Here is a 24,350-nt window from a genome sequence, read left to right as displayed (position 1 = left end):
GGCCGCAATCTGCGGAGCGGCCGCCATGGCCGCGGAAGAGAGAAGGAGTGTGCGCCGCTTCATTGGTGTCGTAAGCATCATATCCGGATTTCGGCGAGGTGGAGGAGGATCCTTCCTCATTCGGGCCGCCCGGCATGAGCACTCCAGTCCGTCTCAATCCGGCTAAATGCCGCGTTACTTGACGAGAATGTAGCAACGCCTCGAATTGAGCCGCATGTCGAGTTTGCTGTTTACACGTCATTCAGTGTGCCTCGACGACACTCGGCAGCAAGCGCTAGTCAATACCTACAAGTGAATGATTATAAGTTACTTACTGTTTCGGATACAAATATCATTAATTGCCGTTATGTAACAAACACATTGACAGTAGTAACAATTCTTCCTACACTAATACCCATCGAAAGGTAGCGAGGCATCGCTCGCGTGCCTTAGCTTCGAAGGGGAGTTAGTCATGTCGACACTCAGGTTACTTCTATCTCTAGCGCTATTGGCAGCGCTCAGCGTCGCACAGGTGGCAACCTCGCGACTGGACGGATCTGTCCAGGACGAAAGTGGTGCCGTGGTTCCCGGTGCGAAGATCGTCGTTCTTAACGAGAAGACGCAGGTGCGCGCCGAAGGGGTCACCAGCCCCGACGGTATGTTCATCTTTCCTTCACTTCAGCCCGGAACTTACACCATCAGCGTCGAGGCACCCGGTTTCCGCAAGGCGATCGCCAGCGGTGTGGAACTGAACGTCTCTGTGGCCACCACCCAGCGCTTCAAGCTTGAGGTCGGTCAGGTCACGGAAAGCGTGGTCGTGGAGGCCGAAGCCGCCCGCGTCCAGACAACGGATGCGCAGATGGGCCGCTCCATCACGATGCGCGATATCGACACACTGCCGCAATTGGGCCGCAGCCCGGTGGCTCTCGCAGTCTTCCAGCCCGGCGTTCAGATCGATCCCAGTGACACGACCTTTTCCCGTGTCAACGGCACGCGCCAGGGTAGCAACAACACAACCTTGGATGGCATCGACGTGAACGATGCCGTGGCACCGCGCCTCGGTTTGGCCATGACGGCCAACAATACCGACTCCGTCGGCGAATTTCGCGTCATCACAAACGGCGCCAAGGCTGAGTACGGCCGGAACGCCGGTGGCCAGGTGGAACTCATCACCCGCTCCGGCAACAACCAGTTCCATGGCAACCTGTTCGACTACCTCCGCAACACCCAACTGAACGCCAACAACTTCTTCAACAACACTTCAGGCATCGCCCGGCCGAAGTACATCCAGAATCTGTTCGGCGGCTCCATCGGCGGACCCATTAAGAAAGGGAAGACATTCTTCTTCTTCAACTACCAGGGCAGCCGCGTTTCCCAGGAAGTCGTCCGCAACCGCACCGTCCTCACGCCCGAAGCGAAGGCCGGCATTTTCCGTTGGCGCGCCCCTGGCAGCACCGCCATTTCGTCGTTCAACATCGCCCAGAACGATCCGCGCGGCAAGGGCGTCGACGCCGAGATGGCTAAGATCTTCAAGGTGTTGCCCGACCCGAACAACTTCGATACCGGTGACGGCCTCAACACCGGCGGTTACCGGTTCAACAATCCTGCCGGCAGCCGCAACAACGCCTATACCGGCAAGGTGGACCACAACCTGACAGAGAACCACCACGTCTTTTTCCGCTATAGCTGGTTCCGCACCTACTCCATCGACTCCCTGAATTCAGCGGACGCCACCTTCCCCGGGTTCCCCCAGGGCGCCCAGGGCGGCGTGCGGTGGGGCTTCTCTGCCGGTTCGGATTGGGTTCTGCAGCCCACGCTGGTCAATGAACTGCGCGTCGGCCACCAGAGCGCCAACTCCGACTTCCTGCGCCCCGGCCGCCTCCAGGGTGCCACCATCATCTCCAACCTGTTCACTGATCCGTACAACGCCGCCTTCGCCCAAGGCCGCAACGCACCGGTCGATGAGGTCACAGACAATCTGACGAAGGTGATGGGCAGCCACACCTTCAAGTTCGGCGGCCAATACCGGCGCACCAAGCAGTGGGGCTATAACGATGCCGGCATCTACGCGAACGTCACCACCGGTACGAACCTCGGCAATGCGGTGCCCGCCAACATCGGACCGACCGTCGCCAGCGGCACCATCTCCTCTGGTAACCGCCAGACCTTCGAGAGCCTCTACAACGACGTCCTGGGCCGGATGAATCAGGTCGTTCAGACTTTCTACAGCGACTTGACCACCTTCCAGAAGGCCGGCACGCCCCGCGTCCGAACCTTCAATTTCAATGAGCAGGGCTACTTCGCACAGGATGATTGGAAAGTGCGCCGCAACCTGACCCTCAACTTCGGCCTGCGTTGGGAATACTCCAGCGTTCCGTCGGAGGCCAACGGACAGCAGGGCATTATCGACCAAGCCGTGAAGATCAATGCGGTCAGCCAGATCGCCAATTTCGCAGTGGCCAAGTCGGGCTCCTGGTACAACAACGATCTCAACAACTTCGCACCCCGCTTCGGTTTCGCCTGGGACGTGAAGGGCGACGGCAAGACGGCCGTTCGTGGCAGCTACGGCGTCTTCTTCGACCGCATCATCGGCGCCACCACCAGTTCGGTCGACGGCGCCACCCCTGGTTTCTCGCAGAGCGTGCCGGTCAATCCCAACGCCAGCGGCACCGACATCCGCGCAGCCGACGGCATTCCGCTGCCCGCGCAGCCCTCCGCCCCGGTTCTCGTGCTCCCCAACAACCGCCAGAACACGATTTCGGTGTTCAACCCCAACCTGCGCACCGGCTACACCAGCCAGTTCAGCCTAAACCTGCAGCGAGAAGTCATGCGTAACACCATCGTGGAAGTCGCGTATGTGGGCAGCAGCGGTATCAAACTGTTCATGAACGTGAACCAGAACCAGCAGCGGGTCTACGGTGACTTCCTCAGCTCCTTTAAGGAACTGCAGGCATTCCAGACTAATTCATCCGCACCGATCTCGGCGAACAACACCCTCGTCAAGATATTCGGCACGCCTGCCTCGGCGATCTCCAGCCTGGGTGCGGCCAACTTCACTCAGGGTCTCGTGGGCACCGCGGCTACCAACCTGGACCGCACCCACTACACCCGCTACGCCGCCGCCGGTGTCTCCGACTTCTACCTGAGGAACTACCCGCAGTACATCGAACTCCGTCAGGGCACCAACAACGGCCGCTCCTACTACAACTCCATGCAGTTCAGCGTGCGCCGCAACATGAGCTCGTTGCAGGTGTTCGCCAACTACACCTTCAGCAAGAGCATCGACAACGGCTCCGCCGAGGGCAACGGCTACACCGCCCCGATTGACAGCTTCAACCTCGCCCTCAACCGCGCCCGCAGCGACTTCGACCGGCCCCACTCGTTCAACGCCTCCGCCACCTACCGCGTCCCGTTCGGCAAGGGCAAGCGCTTCGGCACCGACATGCCGCAGTGGCTTGATACCGCCATCGGCGGCTGGGAACTGGGCGGACTGATGATCTGGCAGAGCGGCTCCGTCTTCACTGTCAGCTCCTCCCGCACCACGACCAATGGCGCCGTGAACACCTGGGCCAACTACACCGGCAGCCGGAACATCGGCAGCATCGACCGGCGCGGCGACAGCGTGTGGTACCTCACCTCCGAGGAAGCCGGCCGCTTCAGCTTCCCGGCCGCCGGCGAACTTGGCAGCAGCGGCAGAAACGCCTTCCGCGGACCTCGCTACTTCAATATCGACATGTCCCTGGTGAAGCGCTTCAAGATCTACGAAGGCCACGCTGTCACCTTCCGCGCCGAAGGCTACAACGTTCTCAACAACGTCAACTTCGCCAACCCCAGTGTGTCCCTGACCACGCCGGCCAGCTTCGGCCGGATCAGCGGCACCACCGGGAATCCCCGTATCTATCAGATGGCGCTTCGCTACGACTTCTGATTCGACACTAACCCTTTCAGTCGCGGGATACCCCTCACCGGGGGTATCCCGTTTTTCTTTTCTGGGGCCAATTGGGTGGGACGACACTGCTCCACACACTACCGAGGTGGGGGTAATCCCCCACCCGCCCTATCTACACCCCTAACTTATTGAATTTAAATGACTGTTGCGTGGGCCCCGAATTGCATACAAAGTTGTATGACCGCGCCAGCCATCCCCGCCATCGCCAATCCAAGGCTGGTCTTCTGGGAACTCACAACCGGATGCAATCTCCGGTGCATCCATTGCCGCGCCAGCGCCACCGAATTGATGAGCCCCGATGACCTCTCCACCAAGGAGTGCTTGGACATCGTCGACCAACTTGCGGCATATGCCCCATTCATCCTGGTCCTGAGCGGTGGAGAACCCCTCTGGCGCCGCGATGTCTTCGATATTGCTAAGCGTGCAGTCTCCCACGGCATCCGCGTAGCCCTCGCCACTAACGGCACTCTTGTCGACGAAGCCATGGCCGATCGCATCAAGGAAGCCGGTATCGTCCGCGTCGCCATCAGCCTCGACGGCGCCGACCGCGGCACCCACGACGCCTTCCGCGGTCACGATGGGGCATTTGACGCTGCCATCCGCGGCATCCAACATCTGCAGAACCTGGGGATTTCCACCCAGGTCAACACCACCGTCTCCAAGCACAACGCCCATCAACTGCCCGAGATGGTCGAACTGGCCAAGAGCCTGAAGGTCGACGCCTTCCACCTCTTCCTGCTGGTTCCCGTGGGTTGCGGGCTGACCATCGCCGAAGATCAGTCCGTCACCGGCGCCGACGCCGAGCGCATCCTGAACTGGTTTTACGACCGCAACCTGGACTCCGGCATGGAAATGAAAGCCACCTGCGCGCCGCAGTACTACCGCATCGCCCGCCAGCGTCGCGCCGAGTCCCGCCGTGCCGGCGAAGCCGTTCCGGCCCAGATGCCGCACCCCCAACACGCCGGCCATCCCCATCAGGGTGGACATCCCACTGACCTGAACCAGATGACGCGCGGCTGCCTGGCCGCTTCCGGGGTCTGTTTTATCTCCCATCGCGGCTCAGTCCAACCCTGCGGCTACCTACCCCTCGAGGCCGGCGATCTCCGCCGCCAGACGTTCGAAGAGGTCTGGAGCGGCTCAGAACTCTTCAAGGACCTGCGCGATCTCAATAACCTGGACGGAAAGTGCGGCTACTGCGAATTCAAACAGGTTTGCATGGGCTGCCGGGCGCGCGCATTTGGTGTCACGGGCGACTATCACGCTGAAGAGCCCTTCTGCATCTACGAGCCGAATCCCCAACGGAAGGAAGCCACTGGAGCACCATGGCAAGCCTAGCGCTGAACAAACCCACCCCGCACGTGTGCCGGAACCGGCACGTGATGGTGGTCTGCACCGGTGAATCCTGCAGGAATGCCGGCGCAACCGACCTGCTGCACGACCTGAAGCACCACCACGAGCACGCCTCTGGTGACCTGCGCATCGGCGAGTCGAAATGCATCCACCGCTGCCAAGCCGCTCCAGCCATGATCGAGGATGGCCGCGTCATGGGTTGGATGAGCCGCATGCGGCTCAAAATCGAACTGCTCCGCCTCGGCCTGCTGAACTAGCGCGGGCCGATATCGACCTTCATCGAGTTCCCGTTGTCGCGCGTCGGCGGACGGCGCCGGTCTACACGGGTGCCCGGAATCGAAATCAGCTGCACAGCCTCGCCGTGCGGTTCCGGGTATAGATCCGCAACGACGGGCTCCAGCCCCTGCTCGATTGTCTGCTTTTCTTTTTCAGTGACATAGCCTACGAAGACCAGCTCCCCGTCGGCTCTCTTCTGAACCTCGAAGCACTCGAAGACAGGCTTCGAGAACAAGGGGATTTCGTTGGTCGCCGGAGCGCCGGTGAATCCGTAAACGCCATTTGGCAGGTGCCGGATGGCCGTCCCCTCTTCCTGGGAGTTGACGGCTCTGAGCTGATTCGCATCCCGCAGCGCCTGCCGTTCGGGCGCCAGTGCAATTTGTTGGACCTGTGACATAAACGCGTGTTTCCTAGATAAATTATCATGCAAGGACGGGGGCAATTTCACCCTCACCGCACCGCCCCATGCCCTCCTCCGCTCTGATCACCGATTTCGATGGCACCATCTCGCGTGTCGACTTCTACGAATTGGCCCTTCCACACTGCCCGGCCGAGTCGATTCCTGACTACTGGGCAGGCTATTCCACCGGACGGCTGACGCATTTCGAAGCCATGGCCGGCATCTTCGCGCAGATTCGTTGCAGAGAGGCGGTGCTGCAGGCCCTGCTGCCGCAAATGGAAGTGGATCCGGCGCTGCCCGCCGCTGTCGCCCAACTCCAGGATTCCGGCTGGGACGTCGTGATCGTTTCCAACGGCTCCAATTGGTACATCGATCAGCTTCTCTCGGGACTGGGCCTATCCCACCTGGAGGTGCATTCCAACCCGGGCCGGTTTGTTGAGGGATCCGGACTCGTGCTCGATCTGCCCTCCGGATCGAAGTTTTATGACCCCGCGTACGGCATCGACAAATCCGCCGTGGTGCTGGACGCCTTGAATCGGTACGACCGCGTTGCGTTTGCCGGCAATGGCCCTCCCGACGAGCAACCCGCGTTGCTGGTCGCATCCGAACGCCGGTTCGCCACGGGCTGGCTCGCCGGCCAGCTCAGACGGAGATCTGTGCAGTTTCACCCATTCCGCCGGTGGTCTGAAATCGCCCCCGCCCTTAGTGGTGAGGCTCAGCGGGTTTAGGCTGCGTCGTTTCACTCTTTGGCGGCTCAGGAGCCGGCTTGCTGGTCGCCGGGACATCCCGGTACTGCACCAGCACCGAGACCCTGCGGTTCGACGGGTCGAACGGATCCGCCTTGTTCCTTAAGTGCTGATCGGCGAAACCACGGATTTGAGCCACCCGGTCCACCGCGATACCAGATTCCTGCAAAACCCGCCGCGCACAGTTCGCCCGATCCGCGGAAAGCTCCCAGTTGGTATAGCCGGCCTCCGACGCATATGGCTTCGCATCGGTGTGTCCTTCAATCAGGAGCTTGTTTGGAAGTTGACTCAATTGCTCGCCCAGCATCCTGATCAACTCAGTTCCCTGGGGCGAAGGCTTGGCGTTTCCGCTTTCAAAGAACATCCCGCTTTCCTTTTCCAGCAGTTCGATGCGCAACCCTTCATTCGTCACGGTCACCTGTACGTTATTCTTCATCTGCTCGAACTTAGGCAACTCCTTCATGGCAGCCTCGATCTTCTCTTTCAACTTGCTCATGTTCTCCGTGGTCATCTCGATCCCGGTTCCAGCTCCGGACATATTTGAGCCCACCATCTTTCCATTGCCCGTAGGATCCAGGAAGTAGCCGCCCACCGCTTTCTTGACCTTTTCGTCGCTAGAGAGCAGCCAAAGCACAATGAACAAAGCCATCATGGCCGTGACGAAGTCCGCATAGGCGACCTTCCAGGCCCCACCGTGGTGGCCGGCATGGCCCTTCTTCTTGCGGACAACTATGATCGGCGGAGGTGTTGTTGCTGTTCCCATACTTCGACTCTCCCTGCAATGCGGCCTCTAGGCCGGCTTTGCAGCAGCCCCACCCTTAATGATTGCTTCAGTTTCCTTGAACCCCGGGCGCAGATGGGTGGGAATCGCGCGCCGTGCAAATTCCACTGCCAGTGAAGGAGCCGTCCCCTTTACAAAGGCGAGAATCGCCATGCGCAGGAAGCCCATGTATTGCGCGTGTCCGTCATTGATCTTGGAGATATTCGAAGCCAGCGGCCCCAGGAACCCATAGCAAAGCAGGATCCCCAGGAAAGTCCCCACCAGTGCCGCCGCCACCTTGTGGCCGATCTCTTCCGGCGGGCCGCCCAGGGCGCCCATGGTAATCACCACGCCCAGAACGGCCGCCACGATGCCCAAGCCCGGCAATGCGTCGGCCACAGTCGTCAGCGCCGACGCCGGCTCCGCCCCCTCATGATGCTGGACTTCCATGTCCAGTTCCATCAGTTGGTCGAGTTCAAATGGCCCTACGCCGCCGGAGATCGACATGCGCACCGTGTCGCAGAAGAAATCCAGTGCATGGTGATTCTTCATGAAGCTTGGATACTTCGTGAAGATGGCACTCTTCTCCGGCTCGTCCAGATCGGATTCCAGCTTTGCCATGCCATTCTTGCGGGCATAGACGAAGATGTCGTTCAGCATCCGTAACTGTTCCAGATAAAAGGCCTTGGTAAACGGCGAGCCCTTCAGGGCGCCCAGCACCGCTTTCCCCATCCCAATGATGGTGTGCAGCGGGTTGCCGACGAAGATCGTGCCCAGCGCCGCCCCTCCGATGATCACCAACTCCGCCGGCTGCATGAGCACCATCAGCTTGCCGTGCTCCATGAGGTAGCCGCCAATGATCGCGCCGATTACGATTGCGACTCCGATGAGTACAAACATATGTAAGTTGCCCCCACGTGGGCGGGCTTCCGTCTACCGTATCGGCCCATTCTTTCCAACCTTGAACCCGGCGGCCCGCCCGGGAACGGATCGAATCCGGCGGAATTGGAGCGGCAATGTACACTGGAAGAGAATGCTGGGTCCCATCGACTTGACGCGCAAGCGCAATCCGGCGGCAAAGACCCACGCCCTGCCCCCGGCCGTCGAATCCCTCGAATGGCTGGCCAACAGTCCCGGCGTGCGGGAAGTGCTCCGTTTCTTCGCACGCGAACGCCGCTGGATCGACGAGCAGCACCTGGCGCTTTGCCGGATTGCCGCACCCACCTTCCAGGAACAGAAGCGTGCCGAATGGATGGCCGCGCAGTTCAATTCACTCGGCTGGGATGCCCGCATTGACCGCGCCGGCAATGTCACGGCTCAGTTGGGTCCCCCCGAGAAGAACACCCCGTTAGTTGCGGTGACGGCCCATCTGGATACAGTTCTTGCTCCCCGCAATCCGGAGGACATCCGGATCGAGGCCCGCGAACGCTTCTGTGGGCCCGGCGTCGCCGATAACGGCACCGGACTCACGGCCCTGCTGGCTATCGCCAAGGCGCTCGCCAGTGAGCCCAAACCCAAACTGCCCCTCGGTAACCTGCTGCTGGTCGCCAACGTGGGTGAAGAGGGCGAGGGAAACCTCAGCGGGATGCGCTTTCTTTGCCGCCAGTCTCCTTTTGCTTCGCGGCTCCGGGCGGTCCTCGTGCTCGACGGCCCCAGCACCAGCCACATCACCGTGGAAGCGTTGGCCTGCCGCCGGTTTGAGATCACAGTCACCGGTCCCGGCGGACACTCCTGGTCTGACCATGGAGCCGCCAACCCCATTCACGCCCTGGCCCGCGCCATCACCTGGTATTCGGATACCCGCCTGGAAGAACCGCCGCGGCAGCGCCCGTCCTCCTGGAACTTCGGAGTGATCGAAGGCGGCTCCACCGTCAACGCAATTCCGGCCAGCGCGCGGGTGAAAGTGGACTTACGGGCCGAAGCAGCGCACGACCTGGAAGAACTCGCCGAGTCGCTGGCCGCGATACTCGAGCGGGCGTTGCGGGCGGAAAACGAGCGCGCCGTCTCGGGCCGCGTCACCGGTCGGCTGAAAGAGACCGGAGCCCGGCCCGGCGGGCGGCTCGCCGAAGGATCCCCCATCTGCGGGTTCATTGAAGCCGTCGACTCGCACCTGGGCATCAAATCGCACCTCGATTGCGCCTCCACCGACGCCAATATCCCTCTTTCCATGGGCTTGCAGGCAATCTCCATCGGCGCCGGGGGGCAGGGAGGCGGAGCCCACACCGTCAACGAGTGGTATTCCCCCGACGGCCGGGACCTGGGGCTGCGGCGCGCCTTCCTACTGCTGTGCCTGCTGTTGGCTGACAGCGCCCTTGCCGCATGAACTCCTCCATCACCCGCCCAGTCCGCCACTTGCGGGCCGAACTGGCACTGGCTGCAATTGCCTTTATTTGGGGCGCTACGTTTGTAGTCGTCAAAGAAGCCCTGCTCGATGCTTCCACCTTTCTTTTCCTGGCGCTGCGTTTCACCCTGGCGGGGGTGATCCTGGCGGCCGTGCTCCGTGGCCGGCTGTCCCGGAAGCAGCCCCTCAATTGGGTGGGCGGCCTCCAGTGCGCCTTCCTGCTGTTTCTCGGGTACGCTCTTCAGACGGCTGGCCTACGCCTGACCACCGCCTCCAAGTCGGCATTCATCACTGGGCTGTACATCGTGCTGGTACCTTTGGGCGCTTCTCTCGTCAATAAGAGTATGCCGCGGCTGACGGAGATCGCCGGCGCGGCAGCCGCTACCGCCGGCACGGCCCTGATGACCTCCGGTGGTTGGGATCTTCGTCTAAATGCAGGGGATATCCTCACGGTCGGCTGCGCGGTGGCTTTCACGGCGCATATGCTCTCGGTGGCGCACTATTCGAGGAAGATGGACTACGAGCGTTTGAGTCTGTTTCAGGTCGCAGGCGTAGCCGCGTTCTCCTGGCTGGCCGCCGGAACCCTGGAGACACCCCACATTGCCTGGTCGCCACGCCTCCTCTTCGGCATTGTGGTCACGGCCGTCCTGGCCACCGCCCTCTCGTTTCTGCTTTATACTTGGGCTCAGCAGCATACATCGGCCACCCGCGCCGCCCTCATCTTCGCCCTGGAACCCGTCTTCGCGGGCCTCACGGCCTGGTTAGCGGCCGGCGAAGCCTGGACGGTGCGGTCGTTGACCGGTGCAGGCCTGATCTTGTCAGGTATCGTATTGGTAGAAGTGAAACCCGCGCCACCCTCCAGACATCAAGAGGGGTAACGGTCGCACCACTGGAAAGATTCAACAAGGAAGTTCTATGCGTTGGTTTGACAAGTTCCGCCAGCAAAAGCTCTTTACGATGAACATGGCCCTGCTTGCCGTTGCCGCGGTCGTCCTTGTCGGCAATGCGCTGACAGTTGGAGTCAGCGCCGCCAAGGGACAGGCCGTGGCGCCGGATGCAACTCCGCTCGCCCTCCCCCCGGTGAAGAAGTTGTCCAATGAATTCACCAAACTGGCGCAGATGCTCGAGCCGTCGGTGGTGTTCATCGCCACCGATTACACGCCAAAGCAGACGCAGTCGTCCAATAAGCGCCGCAACCCGCACGCGGCTCCACAGGACGATGACGACGAGGCCAGCCCCGCCGATCCATTGCAGCGCTTCTTCGGTTCGCCGTTCGGCGGCGAAGCCCCGCGCAAGCGGGAAGGCTCCGGTTCCGGCTTCATTGTCGACAAGAACGGCTACATCATGACGAACCTGCATGTGGTGGAACAGGCCGATCACATCAAGGTCCGTCTCACCGGCGACAAGACCGATTACAAGGCGAAGCTGATTGGCTCCGATCCGGAGATCGACATCGCGGTTCTCAAGATCGATGTCGGCCGGCCGCTGCAGTCGATCCGCGTCGGCAACTCCGAGAGCGTCCAGGTGGGTGATTGGGCAGTGGCCATAGGCGCTCCTTTCGGACTGGAGACGTCGGTCACCGCCGGCATCGTTTCGGCCACCGGCCGCGACATCTCACCCCAGCAATTTCAACGCTTTATCCAGACCGACGCGGCGATCAATCCCGGCAATTCCGGCGGTCCGCTGGTGAACATCAATGGTGACGTCATCGGCATCAACACGATGATCGCCACCTCGTCGGGCGGCTATCAGGGCATCGGTTTCGCGTTGCCGGTGAACACCGCTGTTCGCAGCTACAACCAGATCATCCAGTCCGGTAAAGTTTCGCGCGGCTCCATCGGCATCAAGTTCCCGCGCAACCAGACGTCCATGGAGATGACCTTAAAGGCCCTGGGCTTCAAGAACGGCGTCATCATTGAGTCCGTCACCACCAACGGCCCGGCGCAGAAAGCCGGACTCAAGGGTGAAGATGTACTCCTGTCCCTCAACGGCCATCCGATCAAGGATGGCGACGATCTGGTCGGCCGCGTCTCCGAGATGCCGGCCGGCACAGAAGTGACCGTCGGGCTCGATCGCGAGGGCCAGAAGCTGGAAAAGAAGGTTGTGATTGGCGACCGCGATGAGGTCTTCAAGGACGATCCGCAGCTCGCCGGCCTGCGCCGGGAGATGACGGAACCGGGGGCCGAGAAACCCTCCATGACGTCGCCGCGCTTCGGTTTCGGAGTGAGATCCCTCACCCCGGCGGAACGCAAGGAGATGAAGTACGACCTGCCCAGCGGCGTCATGGTCACCACGGTCGAAGACGGCTCTCCCGCCGAGGAGATCGGCATCAAGGAGAAGGATATCCTGGCCAGCATCAACCGCCGGCCAGTGTCCAGCTTCGAAGATGTGAAGGCAATTCTGAGCAGCCTGAAACCGGGCGCGCCGGTCGCTTTCCGGGTAATGCGGTCGAGCGCGGCGCCGGGCAACCGGTCGGAAATCACCTGGACGGGGATCTACCTGCCGGGCACCGTTCCACAGAACTAAGCATTCCAGCCGACGCAGAAGAAGCCGCCGTAGGCCCCCGCGGGCTACGGCGGCTTTCGTTTTTGGGCAGACAAAGCCAACGGAACGCGCTCGACCGGGTTACCATGGGTGCGTAGAGTCTTCTCGCCGATGAAAGTACTTCTAACGGGGGGCGCGGGTTACGTTGGTTCCCACGCCGCCAAGGCCCTCAGTCAGGCGGGGCATGAAGTCGTTGTCGTGGACAATCTCTTCCGGGGACACGATTGGGCCGCCAAATGGGGCCCGCTGGAGGTAGCTGACCTCACGGACGAAGCGGCGCTTCGCCAGGTCTTCCGGACTCATCAACCTGACGCCGTCATGCATTTCGCGGCGCTCGCCTATGTGGGCGAGTCCATGTCGGAACCTGTACGCTACTTCCGCAACAACGTGGAAGGCAGCTTGAATCTCTTGCGCGTGATGCTGGATCACGGCGTCAAGGATATTGTTTTCTCCTCCTCCTGTGCGACTTACGGCGTTCCGGACAGCCTACCCATCCGGGAAGATGCGCCCCAGAACCCGGTGAGTCCGTACGGCGAGTCGAAAAGGATGGTGGAACGAGCGTTGCACTGGTTTGCCAGTTGCCATGGCTTCCGCTATGCCGCCCTGCGCTACTTCAACGCCGCCGGCTGCGATCCTGAGGGGGAGGCCGGCGAGTTTCACACGCCGGAAACCCACCTGATCCCGAGCATCATCGAGGCGGCCATGGGCAAGAGGGATGCGCTGCACGTCTTTGGGGATGACTTCCCCACCCATGATGGTACGTGCCTGCGCGATTACATCCACGTGTGCGACCTTGCACGGGCGCATGTACTGGCCCTGCACCGGTTACGGAGCGGCGGCGGGTGTATGAAGCTGAATCTCGGCACGGGCGCGGGGCTCAGCGTGCGCCAGATGGTGAACATGGTGGAAGAGGTCTCCGGACTGCGTGTGCCGCTCGTCATGGCGCCGCGCCGCGACGGGGATCCGGCCGCGTTGGTAGCCGATTCCAGCAGAGCCGCGGAGCTTCTCGGCTGGAGGCCCCAGTACTCATCACTGGAACAGATCGTGAGCAGCGCCTGGGCCTGGCAGCACGAGCACCTGCCCCGGCAGTTGGCCTAGCGCCAGCTATCTGTTTGAGAATAGATGCCGCGGCCAGTTCTCCGGCGGGCCTGGCGGATTGCTGATAGCTGCCCGCCGCCCGCCTGCGCTAACCTAAATTCGGCACCTTTTTGTAACTGCATGTGGCACGGCGACTATCTATTTCTGCTCCGCGAACTTGTGGCCAAGGACTTCAAGGTCCGCTACCGCAACATGTCGCTGGGCGTTTTCTGGTCGCTGCTGAATCCGCTCGTGATGATGGCGGTGTATACCTACGTGTTCACCCGCATCCTGGCACGGCCGTTGCCGCACTTCAGCGTGCACCTGCTATGCGGGCTCATCCCTTTTAATTTCTTCACCATAGCCTGGCTCTCGGCGACTAACTCGCTGATTGAGAATGTGGCCATCATCAAGCGCATCCCCATGAAGCGGGAGATCATTCCGATCGCCTCGATCTTCTCGAATCTGACGCATCTATTGATTCAGCTGGGCTTATTGCTGTTCTTCGTGCTCATCTCGGGGCTCTCGGTGAACATCAACTGGCTGTGGCTGCCGGTGGTATGGGGACTCGAGATCATGTTCCTGATCGGTCTGGGACTGGCCTCGTCGGCGATGAACCTGTTCGTGCGCGATGTGCGTTATGTGGTGGAGTCAATCAACTTACTGCTGTTCTGGATCGTGCCGATCGTGTATACATTCGACAACGTGCCGGCCGATTTCCGGGATCTCTACCAGTACAATCCGGTGGCGGCGCTGATCCTGGCCACACAAACCATCATCCTGGGTGGCGCGGCGCCGACCATGCGGCTACTCCTCAAACTGGCGTTGGTCTCCGCCCTTTCCATGGCGCTGGGGTTTGCCATCTTCCGGCGAGCGGAGAAGCGCTTCTACGAATACCTGTAGCATGAGCCTGATCCGCATCAAAAACGCCTCGAAGATCTTCCAGCACCGCAAACCGCGTGTAGTGCTCAGGGACCGGCTGCGCCAATTCACCTCCAAGCCCGGCAAGGAGGGCTTTTATGCGCTGCGGAACATCTCCTTCGAGGTGGAGCCAAGGGAGAGCATTGCGCTGATCGGCGCCAACGGCGCGGGCAAGAGCACTCTGCTGAGCATGGTCTGCGGCTTGGCCCAACCGGACGAGGGATCCGTGGAAGTGCATGGATCCATTGCTCCCTTGCTGGAGCTTGGATCGGGGTTCCACATGGACCTGACGGGCCACGAGAATCTCTATTTGAACTCGGCCATGCTGGGCATGACGAAGGCGCAGGTAAAGGAACGGTACGACTCGATCCTCGAGTTCTCCGAAATCGCGGAGTTCATCAACGAACCGCTGCGGACCTACTCCATGGGCATGTCGCTGCGGCTGGCGTTCTCGATTGCGGTGCACTGCGATCCGGCTATCGTCATCATCGACGAGGTTTTGGGCGTAGGCGACGCGGCGTTCCAGCATAAATGCCACACACGCATCGCCGAACTGCGCGACGAGGGCAAAACCCTGTTGTGCGTTTCGCACAGCCCGGAGACGGTGCTGGAGTTCTGCGACCGGGCTATCTGGCTGCACCAGGGGCAGTTGATCCTGGACGCTCCGGCACGGGAAACCTGCGCCGCTTATATGCGATTTGTAGCGGATCCGACGCACGCCTTGCCTGGTGCCCCGACCCCTGAGGGCTGAGCAAGTGGCGGCCCGGAGTCTCTACTTGATGTTTTGGTACAGTTATCGAGCCACAGACTCCGGATTCTGGATTTTTTTCTCCACTTTGTCTCAATTTGAGGCTTTCAGAGCGATATCGAAGTGCGTATAATGAAGGCTCCACCACCCGCCAGGAGCGGGAGGGATATTCCCCCATCCGCCCCCCTCCCGCTCCCCCTAAGCTCCTGGCACTCGCGGAAGGGGTCGGCTCGGCCTTCTTAGTGGTGTCCATGTTCGACTCTCTTTGCTATCCTTCAATCGTGAAGCCGCCTCGTTTGCTATTTGTCCCATTTGCGTTGCTTCTCTCTTTCAGCTTTCCTGATTTCTCCCTCGCGCAGAAGAAACCAGTAGCCAAGGCTCCGGTTTCGAAGGCGCCCGCGGGCAAAGGGGCGGCCGGGAAGGCCGGCCCATCGAAATCAGCTGCTACTACTGCCTCTAAAGCTCCGGCGACGAAGGGCGGCGCGACAAAGGCTGCCGCCACGAAGTCTGCCGCCACTAGGACCGGTTCCGGCAAAAAGGGCGCAGTGGCCTCGCGGCGCGCGGCGGCGCCCAGGCGCATGACGCAGCAGCAGCCTGGTGAAGAACGTGTCCGCGAGATCCAGCAGGCCTTGACGGAAAAGGGCTACAACGTGGACGCCAGCGGTGTCTGGGGGCCCGAGTCCGCGGAAGCATTGAAGAAGTTTCAGGAAGACCAGAACATCAACAACATGTCCGGACGGGGCAAGCTGGACTCGCTCACGCTCATCGCCTTGGGGCTCGGTCCAAAACGGGAACCTCCGCCACAGACTACGGCCCCGGTTCAACCCAAGGCGGCACCAGAAGGAAAACTCCCATGATCATTGGCGTTCCTCGTGAAGTAAAAGACCATGAATCCCGGGTCGGCCTGGTTCCTCACGGCGTTACCGCGCTACTGGAGTCGGGTCATCAGGTGATTGTACAAACCCGCGCCGGACACCTCTCTTCGATCACCGACGAAGAGTATGTGGAGGCTGGCGCACGCATTGTGCCCACGGCAGCCGATGTCTGGAACCAGGCGGATATCGTCAGCAAAGTGAAGGAGCCGCAAGCTTCGGAGTACGGGTTTTTCCGCGAGGGACTGACGCTCTTCACATACTTGCATCTGGCTCCCCTGCCGGAGCTTACGCAGAAGCTGGTGGACACCAAGGTCACTGGCATCGCGTACGAAACCATCCAGGAGAAGGATGGCTCGCTGCCGCTGCTGACGCCGATGAGCGAAGTGGCCGGCCGCATGTCCGTGCAGATTGGCGCGCAGTACCTGGAGGCTCCGAACGGTGGCCGCGGCGTTTTGCTGGGCGGCATCCCGGGCGTGGCTCCGGCCAACGTAGTGGTGCTGGGCGGCGGCATCGTCGGCCACAATGCCGCGAAGATGGCCTTTGGCCTCGGCGCGAACGTCACCATCATCGACCGCAACCTGAACCGCCTGCGCGAACTGGACGACATCTATAACGGCGGCGTGATCACGCTGGCCTCGAACCTGTGGACCATCCGGGAATCCCTTCGCCTGGCGGATCTGGTGATCGGCGCCGTGCTAATTCCTGGCGCCTCCGCGCCACGGCTGGTGCGGCGCGACATGCTGCCGCTGATGAAGCGCGGCGCGGTGATTGTCGACGTCGCCATCGACCAGGGCGGCTGCTGCGAAACGTCGCACGCTACAACCCATACGGATCCGGTCTACTACGTCGACAACGTACTGCACTACTGCGTTTCGAACATGCCGGCCGCCGTGCCGCACACGTCCACCTACGGCCTGAACAACGCCACGCTGCCTTACCTGCTGCAGTTGGCCAACAAGGGCGTCGGCAAGGCGATTGCGGAGAATCCCGCTCTGGCGCTGGGCGTCAACACCTACAAGGGCCATGTCACGTATCCTGGCGTCGCCGAGAGCCAGAACATCCCCTGCACCGATCTACAATCGTTGCTGTGACGTCTTCTTCCCATCCATTCCCCGTACTGGCCCGCCTTCGCGCGGGCCAGCCTGTTTTTGCGGCCACAGTCACCACACCTTCGGTGGAGGCGGCGGCCCATCTGGCCAATCTTGGATTCCATTTCCTGTGGATCGAGATGGAGCATTCGCCCATTACCCTGGAGACCCTGCGAGTGATGGTGCTGGGGACGCGTGGCTTGCCGGCGCAGGTGTTCGCACGGGTGCCGGTGATTGAATACTGGACGGCCAAACTGGTGCTGGACCAGGGTGTAACGGGGGTTATCTTCCCCTTCACCACGACGGCGGAGTTGGCGAAGCGCGCAGCCGACGCCTGCCACTATCCGCCACTGGGGCGGCGTGGCTCCGGTGCCGGCAACGCTGTCCGCACCTGGCCGGAGCCGGGCAACTACTACGATTCCGCTGACCGCAACGTGGCTGTGATGTGCGTGGTGGAAGAGGCGGCCGCCCTCGAGCATATTGACGAGATCTGCGCGACGCCGGGCGTCGATATCATCTTCATCGGCACCAGCGACCTGTCGTTCTCCTTGGGCCTGCGCGGCCGGCAGGATGCACCGGAACTACTGGACGCGATCGACAAGATTGCAGCCGCCGCCCAACGGCACGGCAAGTTCCTGGGGCGGCCCGCCGGCAATGCGGCGCAGGTGGAAGCGTTCCGGCAGAAGGGCTTTCTGCTGTTCCAGTTACCAACCGAGATCGGACTGATGGAACTGGGCGCGCGCCAACTGCTGGACTCGGTGGGCATCTCGGCTCCGAATCCGGCCACGCGCTCGCAATACTAGCGGCGGGTCGATACACTAGCGGGAAGGCTTCGTCGCTTACCATGGCCAATATTCACCCTCTTCACGCTCTGCGCTATACGGCTGCGGCCGGAGATATCGCGGAACTGGCAACCCTGCCCTACGATGTCATCCCGGCGGCCCTGGAGGCCGACTATAAGTCACGCAGCCCGTACAACTTCGCGCACCTGATCCTGCCGCAGGGCGACTATGCCGGGGCGGCGGCGAAACTCGCATCCTGGAAGCAGGAAGGCATCGTGGCCAGGGATCCGGAAGAGGCGTTTTTCGTGTACGAACAGACGTTCCCCGCGCCGGGCTCAGGAGAGATCCTGATGCGCCGCGGGTTTGTCGGCCTCGGCGACACCGAGGATTACGGGACGAACGTCTTCCGCCATGAGTGGACGATGAGCGGCCCTAAGGAAGACCGCTTCCGGCTGCTGCAGGCCACGCAAGTCCAATTCGATTCCATATTCATGCTGTTCCCGGATCCGAGCGGCACGGTGGAGGCCAAGCTGGCCGAAGTGTGCGCCACGGAACCCGACCTGGCCTACGCCGACCACGAGCGAACCCAGCACAAGTTGTGGCGTGTGGCCGACGCGGCTTGGGTCTCCTCGATGCAGGCGCTGATGAGCGACCGGCCACTGCTGATCGCGGACGGCCACCACCGCTACGAGACGGCGTTGCGCATGGGCCAGCCCAGGACGCTGATGACGTTTGTCAGCCTGGATTCGCCGGGCCTGCGCTGCTTCGCGACGCACCGCATCGTGCACTCCGTGCCGGATTTCCAGCCGGAGGCATTTCTGGCCAAGCTGCCCAATGTGGGCGAGGGCGTGGATCCGCTGGTTTCGCCCGCCGGCGCCATCCGTTTCGGTGTAGTGATGGAGAGCGGAGAATTCCACTGTGACGTGCCGGCGGCCGAGGGTGCGTTGAATGTGGCGGTGCTGCAGGATTCCATCCTTTCGCCGCTGCTGGGCATCACGCCCGAGGTGGTGACCGCCGGCACAAATCTCCGGTATAAGCGGACGCGGGAAGAGGCGTTGGCGGAGGTAAAGGAAGGCCGGGCGCAGATCACGTTCCTGCTGGAAGACTTGCCCATCGACGGGATGGCGCGGGTCTCGTTCGGCGGTCAGGTGCTGCCGCAAAAGTCGACCTACTTCTACCCGAAGATGGGCTCCGGCCTGGTGATGCTGGAACTGCAACCGTGAGCTACACCTGCTATCGCGCGGACGGCCCCGTCGACTGGAACCGCGTACCGCAATCGCCCCGCTTCGTCGATATGGTTTCGGGCGATCCAGGGCTGTTCGACACCCGGGCGGCGGCTGTCTGGGACGACGAGGCGCTCCACATCCGCTTCTGGAGTGAGGAGCGGTTCATCGAGGCCAAGCTGACCGAGCGCGACTCGCTCATCTTCCTCGAAAGCGATGTCGAGGTCTTCATCGACGGCGGCGACTGCTACTACGAGTTCGAGATGAACGCGCTGGGGACGATCTACGAGGTCTTCTTCATCTGGCGGGATACGTATGAGAAGTTTCATTCCGAGGAGTTCGACGTCCACAACCGGAAGGCACTGACTTTCGGCGGCGATTACGACCGCAGCGGGGCGACGTTCTGGCGCGGCACGCATCCGCGCGGACTGCGCTGGGCGTTTCTGGACTGGGATTTCCCCGGATTGCGGACGTCGATCCAGATTGACGGGAAGTTGAACGATCCGGCACACATTTCCAAGGGTTGGTGGGCCGAAGTCTCGCTGCCTTGGCAGGGCATGCGGCACCTGGCAAACGGCCGGGCGCTGCCTCCCCGCGAGGGCGACATGTGGCGTATATTCTTCGGGCGTTTCGAGAAGCTGATGGCTGGAGGGAAAGAAGTGCAACCGCACCCGGCCTGGTGCTGGACCCCTCACGGAATGTACGATACGCACCGTCCGGAATCCTGGACGGAAGTTTACTTCTCTTCTAATTCGCTGGAAAACCTGCCGAAACTTGGCAGATAGAAATCTCAAATTCTTCTTTCCAATATTCACGGCTAGGCCTACACTCTCTGCAGGGAGGTGCTCTATCGCTGGCCGCCTGTGGAATCTGCGGCCGCGTTTCTGGCTGCCTGCTTCGGCTTGCAATAAATTGGAACCAAGATACACTGCGTACCTCCACTGGTCGAGCAATTTGACTACTCCGTCCGGTGGGTCCGTACGCCTTCACTGGCGGGGGCCGAGCGGCATCCGCTGGCTTCCTCCTCCTCCAGGTGGCTGTCGACGCCGCCAAGGCCCCCGGTACCCTGCCTACGGACGCCGGTTCCAAATGTAACTTATTGCAGAAGTTTGATCCTTCGCCCTTTGATTCATCGCGTGTACGGCATGAGAACCACTACGGCCCTGTTCGCGGTACTGTTGTGCCCAGCGCTTTTCGCCCAGGATTACCTACCGCTGGGAGATGGCAACTATTGGACTTACCGGTCGGATAGAGCCTCGCAATCTTTCACGATCACTGTCGGGACACCCTACCAATTCAACGATCAGGTGTACTACTCCGTTAAGGGTTATGGGGTAGCCAACGGCTTCCTGCGGAGCACGGCCGAGGGGGATCTCCTCCAGGTGGATATGGAGGCGGGCACCGAGTCTCCAGTCACCATTTTTGCGCCTGGCAAACAATGGGAATCGCCGTTGAGCGGCTGCCAGCAGACCGGAGAAGCTTCGGCGAAGCGCGGCGGATATGCGGGTCCTGCCGGTATCTTCGCCAGCGCGGTGACGGTCACCTATGGGCCGGGCGCCTGCTCCGACGCGGGCTTCACGGAAGAGACTTACGTCGAGAACGTCGGGCTGGTTCGCCGTGTGGTGTCCACCCTGGCGGGCCCTGTCCAATACGACCTGGTGGCGGCCCGGGTGGGAAAGTTTACATTCAGCGCCGACCCCAGCGTGATCGTGCGCCTGAGCGTCCCGGAGAACTCGCTGCAACGGCAGACGGCGGTCGAGGCGCTCCACCTAAGGGCGGTACTCCATGTGGGCGCCATCTCCGCGCTGAGCGTGAAGGTCCGGTTCCCCACCTCGCAACGATATGACCTGGTGCTGCGCAATGCCGCCGGCGAAGTCGTCTACCGCTGGTCCGACGGGAAGGCGTTCCTTGACGTAGTGGGCGAGGAGTTTGTGGGCGGCGGACCGAAAGCCTATCAAATTGAAGACGCAATCGATGCCGCGGCGGCCGCGAACCTGGCCGACGGCATCTACACACTGGAAGCGTGGCTGACGACTGGCGACGGACCGAAGTTCTCGTCGACAGTCTCGGTGGAACTGAACACCCGGCAGACGCCCTAGCGGCCGTTCGCGGTCAACTTTGCCATCTCCGCGGTGACCCGGGCCAACTCAGTCAAGCTCGCTGAGTTGGCCCGTTTCTGTCTCTTGAGGTCGTCGAGGACGGTCAGGGCGCGGCCATACCAGATCATCGCTTCGCCCCGGTTGCCGATGGCGGCGTGGGTATCGCCGAGCCCGGCCAACGATTCCGCCACTTCGCCTTTTGCTCCGGCGTTGAGGGAATTCCTGGCTGCGACGGATTCGCGCAGCGAAAGCGACTGGCGGAACTCCTCCATCGCCTGGCTGGCCTGACGCTGCTTCAGTAGGGCCCGGCCGATGTGATAGTGCTCAGTGGCGGTGAGGCTACGGAGGCGGACGTCGTCGGGGTCGGCCCGCTCCAGATCCTCGTAGATCGCCTGCGCGGTCTGATAGTTGCGGAGGGCGGCATCGGGATGGCCCTGTTCCAGTTGAAGACTGCCCAGGCCGCTGGCGGCGGACGCCTCCATCTGCCGCAGCCCGAGGTTGGACGGCCAGAGTTTGAGGCCTCCACGGGCGGCTTTCATGGCATTGAGGTAGTGACGTTCCGACTCGACCGGCTCCTTGGAATGGCGGAGGATACTGCCCATGCGCAGATTGGCGAGAGCCAGGCCATGCCAGTCCTCAGAGGACGCATCCGGCTGCTGTGTGAGGGCGATGTAGAGCTTCAGTGCACTCTGGCGGGCCGGGAGGACTCCAGCCCACTGGCCCACCTGGAATAGACTGCCGCCCAGGGTGGTGTAGCCCGCGGCGACCTCGCGCTGGAGTCCGCGATTGCCGGGATCACCGGCCAGTAGTCGTTCGCGGATGCCTAAAGAGCGGCGGTCCAATTCGAGGCCCGCGGGGTATTCGCCTGCGATCTTCAGCACACCGCTCATGCGGGAGAGCGACACGGCGAGGTGGCGTTGATTCTCGACATTGCCCGGGTCGGCCGCCTGCATGGATTCACGGATAGCGAGGGCTTTGCGGTAGCTGCTGAGGGCGGCGGCGGTATCCCCCACATTGGGACCATCGGCGCGGCCCTGAACGTCGCCCATCTTTTCATAGGCCATGGCGAGTTCGCGCTGCAGTCCGAGATCACCGGCGGCCTCCTTGGCCAGGCCGTCAAGGTATTCGAGGGATCGCTGGATGAGTTTGCCGCGAATGCCGGTGCCGCCCGGAAGAGTCGCCAGGGTGTCGTTCTCGACCAGGAAGGAAGTTGCCAGTCGGCGGACATCCTCAAACCGGCGCTCGGCGCGATCGCGCTGGATGCGGGCGATGTGGGCCTGCCAGGTGGTGGCCACGATGCCGCCCAGCAGGCACAGCACGGCGAGAGCTCCGGCGGCGACACTGGCTTTGTTTCGTGTTGCGAATTTGCGCCAACGGTAAGGCAGCGAGTCGGGCTGGGCAAGGACGGGCCGGCCTTCCAGGTAGCGGCGCAGATCCTCGGAGAGCTGCTCCACCGAGGTGTAGCGGCGGGCCGGCTCCTTGTGCATGGCCTTGAGGATGATGCGATCGAGGTCGCCGCGCAGGGTTTTAGGCAGGATGGTGGCGTGCACGACCTCGTCGGTGAGGACGTCGCTGGGCTTGACCGGATCCTCATGGCAGATGACCCGCTCGAGTTCAGAGTGCACCTTGGACTGGAACTTGTGGGCCTTCTGGCCGGTGAGCAGTTCGTAGAGAACAGTGCCGAGTGAGTAGACGTCGGCGGCAGTGGTGACGGGCTCGCCGCGAAACTGCTCCGGACTGCAGTAATCCGGTGTGAGCATGCGCGTCTCTCCCGTACGCGCGGAGGCCATTTCCGGCGCGTCGGGCAGCAGCAGCGTAGCAATGCCGAAATCGAGCAGCCGCGGAATGCCGTCTTCGGTGATCAGGATGTTGGCGGGCTTGAGATCGCGATGGACGATCAGGTTGCGGTGGGCATGGTCAACCGCTTCGCAGACCTGCCGGAACATGCACAGGCGGCCCTGTAGATCGACCCGCGCCTCATGGCAGTAGTGCATGATGGGCCGGCCGGGCACGTACTCCATGACGAAGTAGGGCCGGCCATCGGCGGTGGTGCCGCCTTCCAGCAGGCGGGCGATGTAGGGATGGCTGAGGAAAGCGAGCAACTGGCGTTCATAGCGGAAGCGCTGCAGGACAAAATCGGTGTCCATGCCGCGCTTGACCAGCTTGATGGCCACCTGTTGTTCATAAGCGCCGTCGTCGCGCACCGCCAGGTAGACGCTACCCATGCCGCCGCGGCCGATCTCCTCCACGATGCGGTAGGGTCCGATGCGGTCACCAGGTTCAAGATCGGGGACCGGAACGATTTCGGCCGGAGGATGGACGGTGAGGAAGCCGGAGTTCTCGTCCTGTGCGTTGAGGAGAGAGAAGACCTCTTCCGCCAGCTCGGTGTCGGGGCCGCAGGACTGCAGTACGAACTCACGTCGCGCTTCGCAGGGACGCTCGAGCGCTTCGTATAGGATCTCCTTGACGACGGCCCACTGCTCGCTTTTCATGACCCGCCGGCGCGGCTGACCTCGCGGAAGAGCCAAGCCTTGGCTGTGGCCCAGTCCCGTTTGACGGTGGCGGTGGAGATGCCGAGGGCTTCAGCGGTCTCTTCCACGGTGAGCCCGGCAAAGAACCGCATTTCGACGACCTGGGCCTGTTGTTCGTCCATCTGGGCGAGGCGATTGAGTGCATCGTCGAGGGCGAGTACTTCCCAATCGTTCTTTTCGGCGACGCCAAGGGCCTCGTCCAAGGCCAGCTTGGGCATACCAGATCCGCGTTTGGCGGCATGCCGAGCCCGCGCGTGGTCGACCAGGATGCGGCGGATCATGCGCGCGGCCATGGCAAAGAAGTGGGCGCGATTCTGCCACTCCGCATTGTCCTGTTGGACCAGGCGGAGGTAGGCCTCGTGGACGAGAGCCGTACTTTGGAGGGTGTGACCGGGCCGCTCGTGGCGGAGGGCGCGTTCGGCCAGGCCGCGGAGCTCCGTGTAAACGAGAGGCAGGAGTTCGTCGAGGGCCTGCTTGTTGCCGTCGCGCCAGCTTCTCAGGAGTTGAGTTACGTCTGACGAGAGCATAGCCTACAGTCTAACCTGAGCTACTCGGGACTTGACCGGGGGCGCCAGCCAAAATTTCGATTTCATTGTCTCTGGAAGTTGGACGTGCGAAACGGCCTGAGGTTATTGGCAATTGCGGTCCTCTGGCGGCGGCG

21 protein-coding genes are annotated in these 24,350 nt (G+C 62.0%); 16 read left to right on the top strand and 5 right to left on the bottom strand.

Annotation, left to right across the window (positions count from 1 at the left end; translation table 11 throughout):
• Nucleotides 1-451 precede the first annotated feature (451 nt).
• From ACR9Y2_RS09780 to ACR9Y2_RS09770, 3 genes are all read left to right on the top strand, one after another.
• Nucleotides 452-3,907, top strand: coding sequence for a carboxypeptidase regulatory-like domain-containing protein (locus ACR9Y2_RS09780; protein WP_435040970.1), 3,456 nt, complete (start codon nucleotides 452-454; stop codon nucleotides 3,905-3,907).
• A gap of 198 nt (nucleotides 3,908-4,105) precedes the next feature.
• On the top strand, nucleotides 4,106-5,263 hold the full coding sequence (locus ACR9Y2_RS09775; RefSeq protein WP_435040968.1) for a radical SAM protein: 1,158 nt from the start codon (nucleotides 4,106-4,108) through the stop codon (nucleotides 5,261-5,263).
• Nucleotides 5,251-5,535, top strand: a complete 285-nt coding sequence (locus ACR9Y2_RS09770; protein ID WP_435040966.1) for an NAD(P)H-dependent oxidoreductase subunit E — start codon at nucleotides 5,251-5,253, stop codon at nucleotides 5,533-5,535. The genes ACR9Y2_RS09775 and ACR9Y2_RS09770 overlap by 13 nt, the downstream gene beginning before the upstream one ends.
• Here ACR9Y2_RS09770 and ACR9Y2_RS09765 read toward each other — a convergent pair.
• Complete coding sequence (locus tag ACR9Y2_RS09765) at nucleotides 5,532-5,951, bottom strand: hypothetical protein (protein ID WP_435040964.1); 420 nt, start codon at nucleotides 5,949-5,951, stop codon at nucleotides 5,532-5,534. The two genes, ACR9Y2_RS09770 and ACR9Y2_RS09765, sit on opposite strands and share 4 nt — an antisense overlap.
• Nucleotides 5,952-6,019: 68 nt before the next feature.
• Here ACR9Y2_RS09765 and ACR9Y2_RS09760 point away from each other — a divergent pair, with 68 nt between their 5' ends.
• Entirely contained in the window at nucleotides 6,020-6,682 is a 663-nt protein-coding gene (locus ACR9Y2_RS09760; protein WP_435040963.1) for an HAD-IB family phosphatase, read from the top strand.
• Here ACR9Y2_RS09760 and ACR9Y2_RS09755 read toward each other — a convergent pair.
• Nucleotides 6,657-7,463, bottom strand: a complete 807-nt coding sequence (locus tag ACR9Y2_RS09755; RefSeq protein WP_435040962.1) for a flagellar motor protein MotB — start codon at nucleotides 7,461-7,463, stop codon at nucleotides 6,657-6,659. The two genes, ACR9Y2_RS09760 and ACR9Y2_RS09755, sit on opposite strands and share 26 nt — an antisense overlap.
• A gap of 27 nt (nucleotides 7,464-7,490) precedes the next feature.
• Nucleotides 7,491-8,360: a flagellar motor stator protein MotA gene (gene motA, locus ACR9Y2_RS09750; protein ID WP_435040961.1), complete on the bottom strand. Its 870-nt coding sequence runs from the start codon at nucleotides 8,358-8,360 to the stop codon at nucleotides 7,491-7,493.
• Between the two features lie 133 nt (nucleotides 8,361-8,493).
• On the opposite strand from motA, the gene ACR9Y2_RS09745 reads away from it, so the two are divergent.
• The 12 genes from ACR9Y2_RS09745 to ACR9Y2_RS09690 all read left to right on the top strand — a co-directional run bounded on the left by ACR9Y2_RS09745 (nucleotide 8,494) and on the right by ACR9Y2_RS09690 (nucleotide 21,158).
• Nucleotides 8,494-9,783, top strand: coding sequence for a M20/M25/M40 family metallo-hydrolase (locus tag ACR9Y2_RS09745; protein ID WP_435040959.1), 1,290 nt, complete (start codon nucleotides 8,494-8,496; stop codon nucleotides 9,781-9,783).
• Nucleotides 9,780-10,679, top strand: a complete 900-nt coding sequence (locus tag ACR9Y2_RS09740) for a DMT family transporter (RefSeq protein WP_435040958.1) — start codon at nucleotides 9,780-9,782, stop codon at nucleotides 10,677-10,679. The genes ACR9Y2_RS09745 and ACR9Y2_RS09740 overlap by 4 nt, the downstream gene beginning before the upstream one ends.
• 37 nt (nucleotides 10,680-10,716) lie before the next feature.
• Nucleotides 10,717-12,327, top strand: coding sequence for a Do family serine endopeptidase (locus ACR9Y2_RS09735; protein ID WP_435040956.1), 1,611 nt, complete (start codon nucleotides 10,717-10,719; stop codon nucleotides 12,325-12,327).
• 129 nt (nucleotides 12,328-12,456) lie between these two features.
• The gene (galE, locus tag ACR9Y2_RS09730; RefSeq protein WP_435040955.1) at nucleotides 12,457-13,443 is read left to right on the top strand and encodes a UDP-glucose 4-epimerase GalE; all 987 of its coding nucleotides are present in this window, start codon (nucleotides 12,457-12,459) and stop codon (nucleotides 13,441-13,443) included.
• Nucleotides 13,444-13,563: 120 nt separating this feature from the next.
• A complete protein-coding gene (locus tag ACR9Y2_RS09725; protein WP_435040954.1) occupies nucleotides 13,564-14,325 on the top strand; it encodes an ABC transporter permease in 762 nt (253 codons plus the stop codon).
• A gap of 1 nt (nucleotide 14,326) precedes the next feature.
• The gene (locus ACR9Y2_RS09720; protein ID WP_435040953.1) at nucleotides 14,327-15,094 is read left to right on the top strand and encodes an ABC transporter ATP-binding protein; all 768 of its coding nucleotides are present in this window, start codon (nucleotides 14,327-14,329) and stop codon (nucleotides 15,092-15,094) included.
• A 293-nt stretch (nucleotides 15,095-15,387) separates the two neighbouring features.
• The gene (locus ACR9Y2_RS09715; RefSeq protein WP_435040952.1) at nucleotides 15,388-15,948 is read left to right on the top strand and encodes a peptidoglycan-binding domain-containing protein; all 561 of its coding nucleotides are present in this window, start codon (nucleotides 15,388-15,390) and stop codon (nucleotides 15,946-15,948) included.
• A complete protein-coding gene (gene ald, locus ACR9Y2_RS09710; protein WP_435040951.1) occupies nucleotides 15,945-17,057 on the top strand; it encodes an alanine dehydrogenase in 1,113 nt (370 codons plus the stop codon). Before ACR9Y2_RS09715 ends, ald begins: the two co-directional genes overlap by 4 nt.
• Entirely contained in the window at nucleotides 17,054-17,857 is an 804-nt protein-coding gene (locus ACR9Y2_RS09705; protein WP_435040950.1) for an HpcH/HpaI aldolase family protein, read from the top strand. The genes ald and ACR9Y2_RS09705 overlap by 4 nt, the downstream gene beginning before the upstream one ends.
• Nucleotides 17,858-17,898: 41 nt before the next feature.
• Nucleotides 17,899-19,059 (top strand): DUF1015 domain-containing protein, encoded by a 1,161-nt coding sequence (locus ACR9Y2_RS09700; RefSeq protein ID WP_435040948.1) that lies wholly within the window; start codon nucleotides 17,899-17,901, stop codon nucleotides 19,057-19,059.
• Complete coding sequence (locus ACR9Y2_RS09695; RefSeq protein ID WP_435040947.1) at nucleotides 19,056-19,844, top strand: carbohydrate-binding family 9-like protein; 789 nt, start codon at nucleotides 19,056-19,058, stop codon at nucleotides 19,842-19,844. The genes ACR9Y2_RS09700 and ACR9Y2_RS09695 overlap by 4 nt, the downstream gene beginning before the upstream one ends.
• Before the next feature lie 360 nt (nucleotides 19,845-20,204).
• Nucleotides 20,205-21,158 (top strand): BsuPI-related putative proteinase inhibitor, encoded by a 954-nt coding sequence (locus tag ACR9Y2_RS09690; RefSeq protein WP_435040945.1) that lies wholly within the window; start codon nucleotides 20,205-20,207, stop codon nucleotides 21,156-21,158.
• On the opposite strand, the gene ACR9Y2_RS09685 is transcribed toward ACR9Y2_RS09690, so the two are convergent.
• Both ACR9Y2_RS09685 and ACR9Y2_RS09680 read right to left on the bottom strand, forming a co-directional pair.
• Nucleotides 21,155-23,650: a protein kinase domain-containing protein gene (locus tag ACR9Y2_RS09685; protein WP_435040943.1), complete on the bottom strand. Its 2,496-nt coding sequence runs from the start codon at nucleotides 23,648-23,650 to the stop codon at nucleotides 21,155-21,157. The genes ACR9Y2_RS09690 and ACR9Y2_RS09685 overlap by 4 nt on opposite strands.
• On the bottom strand, nucleotides 23,647-24,216 hold the full coding sequence (locus ACR9Y2_RS09680) for a sigma-70 family RNA polymerase sigma factor (RefSeq protein ID WP_435040941.1): 570 nt from the start codon (nucleotides 24,214-24,216) through the stop codon (nucleotides 23,647-23,649). Before ACR9Y2_RS09680 ends, ACR9Y2_RS09685 begins: the two co-directional genes overlap by 4 nt.
• Between the last annotated feature and the right edge of the window lie 134 nt (nucleotides 24,217-24,350).

The organism is Paludibaculum fermentans (genome assembly GCF_051172195.1).
Lineage (GTDB): Bacteria > Acidobacteriota > Terriglobia > Bryobacterales > Bryobacteraceae > Paludibaculum > Paludibaculum fermentans_A.
This window is presented reverse-complemented; position numbering and strand designations above follow the sequence as displayed.